This window comes from Pseudomonas serboccidentalis (genome assembly GCF_028830055.1).
In the GTDB taxonomy this organism is placed as follows: Bacteria; Pseudomonadota; Gammaproteobacteria; order Pseudomonadales; family Pseudomonadaceae; genus Aquipseudomonas; species Aquipseudomonas serboccidentalis.
The window spans coordinates 2,349,856-2,362,396 of the sequence record NZ_CP101655.1 but is presented as its reverse complement, the minus strand read 5'-3'; the positions used below and the strand labels follow the sequence as shown (position 1 = coordinate 2,362,396).

The following is a 12,541-nucleotide window of genomic DNA, read 5'->3' as shown; positions in this document are numbered from 1 at the left end:
GGCTGCGATCTTTTGATCTTGCCTTGAAAAGGTAAAGTCAAAAGATCGCAGCCTGCGGCAGCGCCTACAGGAATGGTGTTGATTCGGCAGTATTAGTGAAAATCTGATGACCACCCCACTCCCCTGCTACCACTGCGCCCTGCCCGTTCCGGCCGGCAGTCGCTTCACCGCCATCGTGCTCGGGGAGTCCCGCGAATTCTGCTGCCCCGGCTGTCAGGCCGTGGCCGAAGCCATCGTTGCCGGTGGTCTCGACAGCTATTACCAACACCGCAGTGAAGCCTCGGCCAACCCCGAAGCGCTGCCGGTGCAACTGACCGATGAACTGGCGCTGTACGACCGCGCCGATGTGCAAAAGCCTTTCGTCCGTCACGAAGGCGAACTCGCCGAAACCACCTTGCTGATGGAGGGCATCAGTTGCGCCGCCTGCGGCTGGCTGATCGAGAAACACTTGCGCACCCTGCCGGCGGTGGCCGAGGCGCGGTTGAATCTGTCCAACCATCGCCTGCACGTGCGCTGGGCCGACGCGCAATTGCCGCTGAGCCAGATCCTCGCCGAACTGCGTCACATCGGTTACGCCGCCCACCCGTATCAGGCCGACCGCGCCAGCGAACAACTGGCCAGCGAAAACCGTCTGGCCCTGCGCCAGCTCGGCGTCGCCGGGCTGCTGTGGTTCCAGGCGATGATGGCGACCATGGCGACCTGGCCGGAATTCAACATTGATCTCAGCCCCGAACTGCACACAATTCTGCGCTGGGTCGCGCTGTTCCTGACCACGCCGATCGTGTTCTACAGCTGCGCGCCGTTCTTCAAAGGCGCGATGCGTGATCTGCGCACCCGTCACTTGACCATGGACGTCTCGGTGTCGCTGGCGATTGGCAGCGCGTACATCGCCGGGATCTGGACCTCGATCACCGGGGTCGGCGAACTGTATTTCGACGCGGTCGGGATGTTTGCGCTGTTCCTGCTCGCCGGGCGTTATCTGGAACGCCGCGCCCGCGAGCGCACCGCCGCCGCGACGGCGCAACTGGTCAACCTGCTGCCAGCCTCGTGCCTGCGCCTCGACGACAGCGGCCAGAGCGAACGCATTCTGCTCAGCGAACTGCGTCTGGGCGACCGGGTGCTGGTGCAACCGGGGTCGATCCTGCCGGCGGATGGCAAGATCCTCGACGGCCAGTCGAGCATCGACGAATCGCTGCTCACCGGCGAATACCTGCCGCAGCCGCGCATGACCGGTGACGCCGTAACCGCCGGCACACTGAATGTCGAAGGCGCATTGACCGTCGAAGTGCTGGCGCTGGGTCAGGACACACGGCTGTCGGCCATCGTCCGCCTGCTCGATCGCGCCCAGGCCGAGAAACCGCGACTGGCGGAAATCGCCGACCGTGCCGCGCAATGGTTCCTGCTGTTGTCGCTGATTGCCGCGGCGGCCATCGGCCTGTTGTGGTGGGAACTGGATTCGTCGCGGGCGTTCTGGATCGTCCTGGCGATGCTGGTTGCGACTTGCCCCTGTGCGCTGTCGCTCGCCACGCCAACCGCCCTCACCGCCGCCACCGGCACCTTGCACAAACTCGGCCTGCTGCTCACTCGCGGCCATGTGCTCGAAGGCCTGAACCAGATCGACACGGTGATCTTTGACAAGACCGGCACCCTCACCGAGGGGCGCCTGGTTTTGCGCTCGATTCGCCCGCTGGGCACGCTGAACAGCGACCAGTGCCTGAGCCTTGCCGCTGCGCTGGAAAACCGTTCGGAACACCCGATTGCCCGCGCCTTTGGCCGCGCACCGCTGGCCGCCGAAGAAGTCCACAGCACGCCGGGGCTTGGGCTCGAAGGGCTGGTCGGCGCACAGCGTTTGCGCATCGGTCAGGCCGCATTTGTCTGCGACCTCAGCGGCAAACCTATACCGGCGATGCCGAATGAACCGGGACAATGGCTGCTGCTCGGTGACGATCAGGGGCCATTGGCCTGGTTCGTTCTCGATGATCGCCTGCGCGACGATGCCCCCGCGCTGCTTGCCGCGTGCAAGGCCCGTGGCTGGCGCACGCTGCTGCTGTCCGGCGACAGCTCGCCGATGGTTGCCAGTGTCGCCGCCGAGCTGGGCATCGACGAGGCCCGTGGCGGGCTGCGCCCGGACGACAAACTGCAAGTGCTGCAACAACTGCACGCACAGGGTCGCAAAGTGCTGATGCTCGGCGACGGCGTGAATGACGTCCCGGTGCTGGCCGCCGCCGACATCAGCGTGGCCATGGGCTCGGCCACCGATCTGGCGAAAACCAGTGCCGATGCGGTGCTGCTGTCCAATCGCCTCGACGCGCTGGTGCAGGCATTCACGCTGGCTCGACGCACCCGCCGGGTAATCATCGAGAACCTGCTGTGGGCGGCGCTGTACAATGGCCTCATGTTGCCGTTCGCCGCCCTCGGCTGGATCACCCCGGTGTGGGCCGCCGTCGGTATGTCGATCAGTTCGTTGACCGTGGTGCTCAACGCCCTGCGCCTGACTCGCCTGCCGAGTGCGCCGGTCGCCGGCACCCGCTCAGAAACCCGCCCGTTGCCGGCTTGAGCCGCGCGGGCCTGGAGTAGCGATGCCAGCTCTTTACGTGATGATCCCGGCCGCCCTGCTGATCGTGGCCATCGCCGTGTACATCTTCTTCTGGGCGGTGGACAGCGGTCAGTACGACGACCTCGACGGCCCGGCCCACAGCATCCTGTTCGATGATCAGGACCCCAACCACACCGCTGCCGTGGACGAAGCCAAGTCCGACAAGCCGCAGGACAAGGCGCCACCCCATGCTTGAGCTGGCGCCCCTGCTGGTTTCGGCGCTGATCCTCGGCCTGCTCGGCGGCGGTCATTGTCTGGGCATGTGCGGCGGCCTGATGGGCGCGCTGACCCTGGCGATTCCCAAGGAACAGCGCAGCCGGCGCTTTCGTTTGCTGCTGGCGTACAACCTCGGACGCATCCTCAGCTACGCCACTGCCGGCCTGCTGATCGGTCTGGCCGGCTGGGCGGTGGCGAACAGCCCGGCGGCGATGTTCATGCGCATTCTCGCCGGATTGCTGCTGATCGCCATGGGCCTGTATCTGGCCGGCTGGTGGAGCGGCCTGACCCGCATCGAAAGCCTTGGCCGTGGCTTATGGCGCTATATCCAACCCGTGGCCAACCGCTTGCTGCCGGTGTCGACTCTGCCGCGGGCATTGCTGCTCGGCGCGCTGTGGGGCTGGCTGCCGTGCGGGCTGGTTTACAGCACGCTGCTGTGGTCGGCGAGCCAGGGCAATGCGCTAGACAGTGCGTTATTGATGCTCGCCTTCGGCCTGGGCACATGGCCGGTGCTGCTCGCCACGGGGCTCGCCGCCGAGCGTGTGACCGCGCTGTTGCGCAAACGCAGCGTGCGCATGACGGGTGGCTTGCTGGTGATTCTGTTTGGGATCTGGACGCTGCCGGGGCCGCATCAGCATTGGCTCATGGGCCATTAAAACTGTGGCGAGGGGGCTTGCCGCCGTCCGGCTGCGCAGCAGTCGTAAATCCGGACAACATGTTCTAATTGCCTGATTGCAGAGGGCCGCTGCGCAGCCCAACGGGGGCAAGCCCCCTCGCCACAAAAAAAACGACAGCTCCTACATTTGGAATGTGTTTCCCTGTAGGAGCTGCCGCAGGCTGCGATCTTTTGCTCTTATGCTCTTGATGCAAATCAAGAGCCCCCTCACCGCCGCCCGATAGACTCGCCACACTGCCAGCCTATCCGGGGGAATGCCCGCATGCTCGACGCCATTCGTTGGGACACTGATCTGATCCGCCGCTACGACTTGGCGGGGCCGCGCTACACCTCGTACCCGACGGCCGTGCAATTCAACAGTCAGGTCGGCACGTTCGACCTGTTCCATGCCCTGCGCGACAGCCGCAAGGCGCTGCGCCCGTTGTCGCTGTACGTGCACGTGCCGTTCTGCGCGAACATTTGCTACTACTGCGCCTGCAACAAGGTCATCACCAAGGATCGCGGCCGCGCACAGCCATATCTGCAACGGCTGGAGCAGGAAATCCAGCTGATTGCCTGCCACCTGGAACCGGCGCAGAAAGTCGAGCAACTGCACTTCGGCGGCGGCACCCCGACCTTCCTCAGCCACGACGAACTGCGGCAGTTGATGGCGCACCTGCGCAAACACTTCAATTTGCTGGATGACGATTCCGGCGACTACGGCATTGAAATTGACCCACGCGAGGCCGACTGGTCGACCATGGGCCTGTTGCGCGAGCTGGGGTTCAACCGGGTCAGTATCGGCCTGCAAGACCTCGATCCGGCGGTGCAGCGCGCAGTCAATCGCCTGCAAAGTCTGGAAGAAACCCGCGCGGTAATCGATGCGGCGCGCACCCTGCAATTTCGCTCGATCAACATCGACCTGATCTACGGCCTGCCCAAGCAGACGCCGGAGAACTTCGCGCGCACTGTCGAAGAAGTCATCAGCCTGCAGCCGGACCGGCTCTCGGTGTTCAACTATGCGCACCTGCCGGAGCGCTTCATGCCGCAGCGGCGGATCAACAGCAACGAGCTGCCGAGCCCGGCGCAAAAACTGGAAATGCTCCAGCGCACCATCGAACAACTGACCGCCGCCGGTTATCGCTACATCGGCATGGATCACTTCGCCCTGCCCGACGATGAGCTGGCGATCGCCCAGGAAGAACAGACCCTGCAACGCAACTTTCAGGGCTACACCACGCACGGCCATTGCGATCTGATTGGTCTGGGGGTGTCGGCGATCAGCCAGATCGGCGACCTGTACTGCCAGAACAGCAGCGACCTCAACCAGTACCAGAACAGCCTCGCTGCCGCGCAACTGGCGACCAGCCGGGGCCTGGTGTGCAACGCCGACGACCGCCTGCGCCGGGCAGTAATCCAGCAACTGATCTGTAATTTCAGCCTGGAGTTCGCCGAGATCGAGCAAGCGTTCAACGTCGACTTTCAAGGTTATTTCGGCGCGCTGTGGCCACAACTGCAAGACATGGCCAACGATGGCTTGATCACGCTGGATCGCGAAAGGATCGAAGTATTGCCGGCCGGACGCCTCTTGGTGCGTTCGGTGTGCATGGTGTTCGACGCGTATCTGGAACAGCAGAACCGTCAGCGCTTCTCGCGGGTGATCTGAAACGTCCTGCCCATGAAACCGATTCCTTGCGAGTCTCGCGAACACCCCGCGCCTATTGTTTGCCCTGCGGCCTTATGCCCGTGGGGCAATCTCGCCGTGGACTGGCCTGAATGTCCTCCCGTAGGTTACCCTTACGGCTTATGTGTGTTTTCCCACAAGGATTTAAGAAATGTCCGAGCCAGTCAAACTGCGCGCTCATAACCAGGCCCATTGCAAGGATTGCAGCCTGGCCCCTCTCTGCCTGCCACTTTCTCTGAATCTGGAAGACATGGATGCGCTGGACGAAATCGTTAAACGTGGTCGCCCGCTGAAAAAAGGCGAGTTCCTGTTCCGCCAGGGCGACACCTTCGATTCCGTTTATGCAGTACGCTCCGGCGCCCTCAAGACTTTCAGCCTGAGCGACACCGGCGAAGAGCAGCTCACCGGTTTCCACCTGCCGAGCGAGCTGGTCGGTCTGTCCGGCATGGACACCGAGAAACACCCGGTGTCGGCCCAAGCCCTGGAAACCACCTCGGTGTGTGAAATTCCTTTCGAACGCCTCGACGAACTGGCTCTGCAACTGCCACAGCTGCGCCGCCAGTTGATGCGCGTGATGAGCCGCGAGATCCGTGACGACCAGCAAATGATGCTGTTGTTGTCGAAGAAAACCGCCGACGAGCGCATCGCCACGTTCCTGGTCAACCTGTCGGCCCGCTTCCGCGCTCGCGGGTTCTCGGCCAACCAGTTCCGCCTGAGCATGTCGCGCAACGAAATCGGCAACTACCTGGGCCTCGCGGTGGAAACCGTGTCCCGGGTGTTCACCCGCTTCCAGCAGAATGAACTGATCGCCGCCGAGGGCAAGGAGATCCACATCCTCGACCCGATCCAGCTCTGCGCCCTGGCTGGTGGCTCGCTCGAAGGCTGATCTCGATCCGCGGTTGAGCGAAGCGTTTCAGCCGCGGGTATACTGCGCCGTTTGCAGCCCTGCCAGGACACCTCGACGATGGTCTTCGACTCCTTCGACATCAAATCCCTGATCCGCCCCGTGATCGATTTTCCGAAACCGGGCGTGATCTTTCGCGACATCACCCCGCTGTTCCAGTCGCCCAAGGCCATGCGCCTGGTGATGGACAGCTTCGCCCACCGTTATGTGGAAGCCGACTTCACCCACATCGGCGCGATGGATGCGCGCGGTTTCCTGATCGGTTCGGTGCTGGCCTACCAGTTGAACAAGCCGCTGGTGCTGTTCCGCAAGCAGGGCAAACTGCCGGCGGACGTGCTGGCCGAAGGTTACGCGACCGAGTACGGCGAAGCGTTCCTCGAAGTGCACGCCGACAGCCTGTGCGAAGGTGATTCGGTGGTGATGTTCGATGACCTGATCGCCACCGGTGGTACGTTGATCGCAGCGGCCAACCTGATCCGCCGCATGGGCGCGCGGGTGCATGAAGCGGCGGCGATCATTGATCTGCCGGAGCTGGGTGGTTCGCAGCGTCTGGAAGACATGGGGATTCCTGCCTTCTGCCTGACGCAGTTTGCGTTGACCGATAAATAGTAAAGATCAAAAGATCGCAGCCTTCGGCAGCTCCTAAAGGGAAACACCCATCTCAATGTAGGAGCTGCCGAAGGCTGCGATCTTTTGCTTTTAAAGCCCCATCTGCTTGCTGATGATCTCGTTCATCACTTCCCGCGTCCCGCCGCCAATCGACAGAATGCGGTTATCCCGATACAGCCGCTCCACCAGGCTCTCGCGCATGTAACCGAGGCCGCCGAGAATTTGCACCGCTTCAGTGGTGATCCGGTCCGAGGTATCCGTGGCAAAATTCTTGGCCATGGAAATCTCCTTGATCACGCTCTGTCCCGCCGCCATCTTCGCCGCCTGCCGGTAGGTGAACTCCCGCGACACTTCCAGCGCCGTGGCCATTTCGGCGAGGCGATGCTTGATCACCTGAAACTTGCCGATCAGTTTGCCGAAGGCCTCACGCTCGCGCGCCCACTTCAGGGCCTCTTCGAGCGCCAGCTGTGAAGTCATGTTGGCCATCAGCGCCAGTGCCAGCCGTTCGCTCTGGAAATTGCCCATGATGCAGGCAAAGCCCATATTCTCGGCACCGATCAGATGGCCCACAGGTACCCGACAGTCGTCGAAGAACAGTTCAGCGGTGTCCGAGGCCCACCAGCCCATTTTCTTCAGCTGGCGACCTACCGTGAAGCCTGGTGTGCCCTTCTCGATCAGCAGCAGGCTGATGCCGCCGAAACCTGGCGCGCCGGTGCGCACCGCGACGGTGTAGCAATCGGCGCGTACGCCGCTGGTGATGAAGGTTTTGCTGCCGCTGACCCGATAGACATCACCGTCACGCACAGCGCGGGTTTGCAGGTTAGCGACGTCGGAACCGCCACCGGGCTCGGTGACCGCCAGGGCGCTGATCTTTTCGCCACTGAGCACTTGTGGCACGACGCGCTCACGCACTTCAGAGCGCGCCCATTTGACGATCGGTGGCAGACCGATATCCAGCGACCCCAACCCGGCCACCAGACCGCCGGAGCCGCAGCGCATCAGTTCCTCACTGGCGGCGATCTTGGCGAACAGATCACCTTCGTGGCTACCGCCCAGTGCTTCTGGGTAACCAATACCGAGAATCCCCGCCGCCCCGGCCTTCAGGTACAGCTCACGGGGAAAACTTTCGGCTTCTTCCCACGCGTCGATGTCCGGCAGGATCTCGCGCTCGACGAAACGTCTGACGCTGTCACGGACCATTTGGTGGCTGGGGTCGAAGTATTCCTGGAAGGCAGGCATGGGCGAGCTCCATCGAAGGGTTCGCCGACGTTAACCGAGCGCTTGCTTGGTTTTCAAGATGCAGAAGATCAAAAGATCGCAGCCTTCGGCAGCTCCTACAATTGGAATGCATCCCTGTAGGAGCTGCCGAAGGCTGCGATCTTTTGCTTTGATCAGAGGGAAATCGGCTTACGCCCGGCAAACGAATGCGCCAGCGTCCCGCCATCCACCAGTTCCAGCTCACCGCCCAGCGGCACGCCATGAGCGATGCGTGAGGCGATCAGGCCTTTGTTGGCGAGAAGCTGGGCGATGTAATGCGCCGTGGCTTCACCTTCCACCGTCGGGTTGGTGGCGAGGATGACTTCGGTAAAGGTACCCGCCTCTTCGATGCGCGCCATCAACTGCGGAATGCCGATCGCCTCAGGCCCCAGACCGTCGAGCGGCGACAGATGGCCCTTGAGCACGAAGTAGCGGCCACGGAAACCGGTCTGCTCGACCGCATACACGTCCATCGGCCCTTCCACCACGCACAGCAGCGTGTCGTCGCGGCGCGGATCGGCGCATTGCGGGCACAGATCGTCTTCGGTCAGCGTGCGGCACTGACGGCAATGACCGACCCCTTCCATGGCCTGGCTCAGGGCCTGGGCCAGGCGCGTGCCGCCGCTGCGATCACGCTCGAGCAACTGCAACGCCATGCGCTGGGCGGTTTTCTGACCCACGCCCGGCAAGGTTCGCAGGGCGTCGATCAGTTGGCGAATCAAAGGGCTGAAGCTCATGGGTAAAAAGTCCGACAAAACAACGAGACGCGGTTTATACCCGCGCCTCCGGCCAGCGTCAAATGCTCAGTCCTGAGCGACCTTCACCACCAGTTTGCCGAAGTTGCGCCCCTCCAGCAGACCGATAAACGCCTCCGGTGCCTGCTCCAGGCCTTCCACCACGTCCTCGCGGAATTTCACCTTGCCGTCGCGCACCCACGGCACCATGTGGCTGATGAATTCCGGCTGACGGTCGCCATAGTCGTCAAACACGATGAAGCCCTGAATCCGCACACGCTTGGTCAACAACGTACGTTGCAGCATCGGCAGACGATCCGGGCCTTGCGGCGCTTCAGAGGCGTTGTAGCCGGCAATCAGCCCGCACAGCGGAATTCGCGCCTTGGGGTTGAGCAGCGGCACCACGGCATCGAAGACATGACCACCGACGTTCTCGTAATAGATGTCGATGCCATTCGGGCACGCCTTGGCCAGTTGTTCGGCAAAATCCGGCGCCTTATGATCGATGCAGGCATCAAAACCCAGCTCCTCGACCACGTATTTGCATTTGTCGGCGCCACCGGCCACGCCGACGGCGCGCAGACCTTTGATCTTCGCCACTTGGCCGACCACCGAGCCAACTGCGCCGGACGCAGCGGCAACCACCAGGGTTTCGCCCTCCTTCGGCTGACCGATGTCGATCAGGCCCATGTACGCGGTCATTCCCGGCATGCCCAATACACCGAGAGTCATCGACGGGCTCGGCAGGCCGGACGGGATCGGAATGATGTTGCGCCCGTCGCTGATGCTGTGGCTCTGCCAACCGGTGAGGCCGACCACCAGATCACCCTTGTGGAATTTCGGATGACGGGAGTCTTCGACACGGCTGACAGCACCACCGGTCATCACTTCGCCGATTTGTACCGGCGCGGCGTAGGACGGCGCGTCACTCATACGCCCGCGCATGTACGGGTCGAGCGACAGGTACAGGGTTTTCAACAGCACCTGACCGTCTTCGAGGTCCGGCAACGCTTCGCGCTCCAGACGGAAATTTTCCGGGGTCGGCGCACCGACCGGGCGCGAGGCGAGGACGAAGCGTTGGTTGAGCGTCAGAGGGTCGGACATGTCAGCGTCTCCTGTGAATGGGGAATTCAGGGGGTATAGGGAGCAGACCTTTGTGGCGGTAGCGGGTTCGATGTTTCGACACTGCACGAGATTTATGCAGGAGCTGCGGCACGCTGCGATCTTTTGATTTTGCTTTTAAAGATCAAGATCAAAAGATCGCTGCCTCGTTTCACTCGACAGCTCCTACAGGGTTTGTACCTGATCAGGCAGAAACAAAAATGCCAGGCGCGATGCCTGGCATTTTGTGTAGCTCATCTGCCGCGCAATGGCGAATCAGAATGGCAGTTTCATACCCGCTGGCAGGTTCATGCCGGCGGTCATGCTGCCCATTTTTTCCTGGCTGTTGGCTTCGATCTTGCGCACGGCGTCGTTGACGGCGGCAGCGACCACGGCTTCCAGCATTTCTTTGTCGTCTTCGCTCAGGCCTTCAACCAGGCTTGGGTCGATGCTGACGCTTTTCACGTCGTGACGACCGGTCATCACCACGGTGACCATATCGCCACCGGCCTTGCCGATGACTTCGGCGTTGGCCAGTTCTTCCTGCATCTTGGCCATTTTTTCCTGCATCTGCTGCGCCTGCTTCATCAGGCCGGCCATGCCACCTTTCATCATGGGAATCACCTCAAAAGTACTTGGATCAAATCAGCGCCCGGCGAATGCACGCCGAACGCCTTCAGTTATTAGCCCTGAGTGACCAGAGCGTCGACAGGTTCAATAGTATCGTGTCGCACGACCGCACCGAACTGCTGGACCATCTGCTGGATGAACGGATCACCGTGGATCGATTCCTCCGCTTCGCGCTGACGGTTGGCCCGACGACGAGACGCGGCCTGCGCCGGGGTTTCCTGCTCGGGCTTGATCAGCTCGATGGTCAGGGTCAGCGTGCGACCGTGGAACTGGTTCAATGCATCGTTCAGGCGACGTTGCTGCGTAGCGTTGAACAGCGCACTGTGCGCCGGGTCCAGGTGCATCAGCCAATGGTCGCCATCGACCGCGATCAGCGTGCAGTTGGCGGCGATGCTGCCGGTCATGCCGGAGATCGGCAGTTGCGGGAATAGCTCCAGCCATTGCAACGCCAGACCGGTGGCCGGCGCGGCGGCAGGCTCGGGCTCAGGTTCCGGAACCGGCTCGGCGGTGTGTTCGCTGGCCAGGTCGTCGAGGTAGCTGTAGGCCGAATCCATGTCCGGCTCGATGTAGTCTTCGTCCAGCGGCGGTTCGTCGTCCAGGTCCATGCCCGGCGTGGCGGCATCGATCTCGGCGACCGACGGCTCGGGAATCGGCGCGGCGGCCCACTCCGGTGCATCCGGCACCACGCTGTCCGGGGTCGGCAGCGGCATCGGCGGCAACTCGGGCTGCTCGCCAGCGGTTTCCAACACCGGTTCGACGGCCGGTTGCTGCGCGGGTTCAGGCTCGGGTTCGACCGGATCGTTCCACGGCAGGTCGACGACCTCTTCGGCGACGACCGGCTCGGGTTCTGGCGCCGGCTCTGGCGCGGGCTCGGCGACCACGACAGGCGCGGGTTCCGGGGTCGGTACTGGCGCAGGCGCAACAACCGGTGCAGGTGCAGGCGTCGGCGCAACAGCCGCAGCGACTACCGGCGCAGGTTTAGGCGCGGCAGCCACTGAGTTTGCGGAATCAACTGTGGCCTGGCTGATCCCCACTGGCTTTAGCGGTTGCCTCGGGGCGTCCGCCGTGTCCGCCGGCCGGAAGGCCAGCATCCGCAGCAGAACCATCTCGAAGCCACCCCGGGGGTCCGGCGCCAACGGCAAGTCGCGGCGGCCGATCAGGCCCATCTGGTAATAGAACTGCACATCTTCGGCCGGCAGCGCCTGAGCCAGCGCCAACACCCGATCACGGTCGCCATGACCGTTGTCAACACCTTCGGGCAACGCCTGGGCGATGGCGACGCGGTGCAGCACGTTGAGAATTTCCGAGAGCACGCCATTCCAGTCCGGGCCTTGCTCGGCCAGGTGGCGCACGGCCTCGAGCAACGCTTTGGCGTCGCCTTCGATCAGCGCGTGCAGTACGTCGAAGACCTGGCCGTGATCCAACGTGCCGAGCATCGCCCGCACGTCGGCGGCCAGTACCTTGCCTTCACCGAAGGCAATGGCCTGGTCGGTCAGGCTCATGGCGTCCCGCATCGAGCCGTCAGCAGCGCGACCCAGCAGCCACAACGCGTCGTCTTCGAACGGCACGTTCTCGGCGCCGAGGACGTGGGTCAAATGCTCGACCACGCGCTCGGGCGTCATGTTCTTCAGAGAGAACTGCAGGCAGCGCGACAAAATCGTTGCCGGAAGTTTCTGCGGGTCCGTCGTCGCCAGGATGAACTTGACGTACGGCGGCGGCTCTTCGAGGGTTTTCAGCAGCGCATTGAAGGAATGGCTGGAGAGCATGTGCACTTCGTCGATCAGGTAGACCTTGAAGCGCCCGCGGCTCGGGGCGTACTGCACGTTGTCGAGCAGCTCGCGGGTGTCCTCGACCTTGGTCCGGCTCGCGGCGTCGATCTCGATCAGGTCGACGAAGCGACCTTCATCGATCTCGCGGCACACCGAGCACTCGCCGCACGGGCTGGAAGTGATACCTGTCTCACAGTTCAGGCATTTGGCAATGATCCGCGCAATGGTGGTCTTGCCGACCCCGCGCGTACCGGTGAACAGGTACGCGTGGTGCAGCCGCTGGCTGTCCAAGGCATTGATCAGAGCCTTGAGCACATGGGTCTGGCCGACCATTTCGCGGAACGAGCGCGGACGCCATTTACGTGCAAGAACCTGATAACTCATCG

11 protein-coding genes are annotated in these 12,541 nt (G+C 62.8%); 6 read left to right on the top strand and 5 right to left on the bottom strand.

Annotated features, from left to right (window positions below; translation table 11 throughout):
- The first annotated feature begins 106 nt into the window (after nt 1–106).
- The 6 genes from NN484_RS10885 (at nt 107) to NN484_RS10860 (ending at nt 6,664) form a co-directional block, all read left to right on the top strand.
- Nucleotides 107–2,557 carry a heavy metal translocating P-type ATPase gene (locus NN484_RS10885; protein WP_274659084.1) on the top strand — a complete coding sequence of 817 codons (2,451 nt, stop codon included), beginning with the start codon at nt 107–109 and terminating at the stop codon, nt 2,555–2,557.
- A 22-nt stretch (nt 2,558–2,579) separates the two neighbouring features.
- A complete protein-coding gene (gene ccoS / locus NN484_RS10880; RefSeq protein ID WP_025110359.1) occupies nt 2,580–2,792 on the top strand; it encodes a cbb3-type cytochrome oxidase assembly protein CcoS in 213 nt (70 codons plus the stop codon).
- Nucleotides 2,785–3,468, top strand: a complete 684-nt coding sequence (locus NN484_RS10875) for a sulfite exporter TauE/SafE family protein (RefSeq protein WP_127652046.1) — start codon at nt 2,785–2,787, stop codon at nt 3,466–3,468. The genes ccoS and NN484_RS10875 overlap by 8 nt, the downstream gene beginning before the upstream one ends.
- 282 nt (nt 3,469–3,750) lie before the next feature.
- The gene (hemN, locus tag NN484_RS10870) at nt 3,751–5,133 is read left to right on the top strand and encodes an oxygen-independent coproporphyrinogen III oxidase (RefSeq protein WP_274659083.1); all 1,383 of its coding nucleotides are present in this window, start codon (nt 3,751–3,753) and stop codon (nt 5,131–5,133) included.
- A gap of 169 nt (nt 5,134–5,302) precedes the next feature.
- Entirely contained in the window at nt 5,303–6,037 is a 735-nt protein-coding gene (gene fnr, locus NN484_RS10865) for a fumarate/nitrate reduction transcriptional regulator Fnr (protein ID WP_025110355.1), read from the top strand.
- A 78-nt stretch (nt 6,038–6,115) separates the two neighbouring features.
- Nucleotides 6,116–6,664 carry an adenine phosphoribosyltransferase gene (locus NN484_RS10860; RefSeq protein ID WP_127652044.1) on the top strand — a complete coding sequence of 183 codons (549 nt, stop codon included), beginning with the start codon at nt 6,116–6,118 and terminating at the stop codon, nt 6,662–6,664.
- Between the two features lie 90 nt (nt 6,665–6,754).
- On the opposite strand, the gene NN484_RS10855 is transcribed toward NN484_RS10860, so the two are convergent.
- The 5 genes from NN484_RS10855 to dnaX all read right to left on the bottom strand — a co-directional run bounded on the left by NN484_RS10855 (nt 6,755) and on the right by dnaX (nt 12,539).
- Nucleotides 6,755–7,903 (bottom strand): acyl-CoA dehydrogenase family protein, encoded by a 1,149-nt coding sequence (locus NN484_RS10855; protein WP_215501063.1) that lies wholly within the window; start codon nt 7,901–7,903, stop codon nt 6,755–6,757.
- A 152-nt stretch (nt 7,904–8,055) separates the two neighbouring features.
- The gene (gene recR / locus NN484_RS10850) at nt 8,056–8,658 is read right to left on the bottom strand and encodes a recombination mediator RecR (protein WP_127652042.1); all 603 of its coding nucleotides are present in this window, start codon (nt 8,656–8,658) and stop codon (nt 8,056–8,058) included.
- Nucleotides 8,659–8,724: 66 nt separating this feature from the next.
- Nucleotides 8,725–9,759, bottom strand: a complete 1,035-nt coding sequence (locus NN484_RS10845; RefSeq protein WP_274659082.1) for an NADP-dependent oxidoreductase — start codon at nt 9,757–9,759, stop codon at nt 8,725–8,727.
- Nucleotides 9,760–10,032: 273 nt separating this feature from the next.
- A complete protein-coding gene (locus NN484_RS10840) occupies nt 10,033–10,371 on the bottom strand; it encodes a YbaB/EbfC family nucleoid-associated protein (RefSeq protein ID WP_102358119.1) in 339 nt (112 codons plus the stop codon).
- Nucleotides 10,372–10,439: 68 nt separating this feature from the next.
- The gene (gene dnaX / locus NN484_RS10835; protein ID WP_274659081.1) at nt 10,440–12,539 is read right to left on the bottom strand and encodes a DNA polymerase III subunit gamma/tau; all 2,100 of its coding nucleotides are present in this window, start codon (nt 12,537–12,539) and stop codon (nt 10,440–10,442) included.
- Nucleotides 12,540–12,541 lie beyond the last annotated feature (2 nt).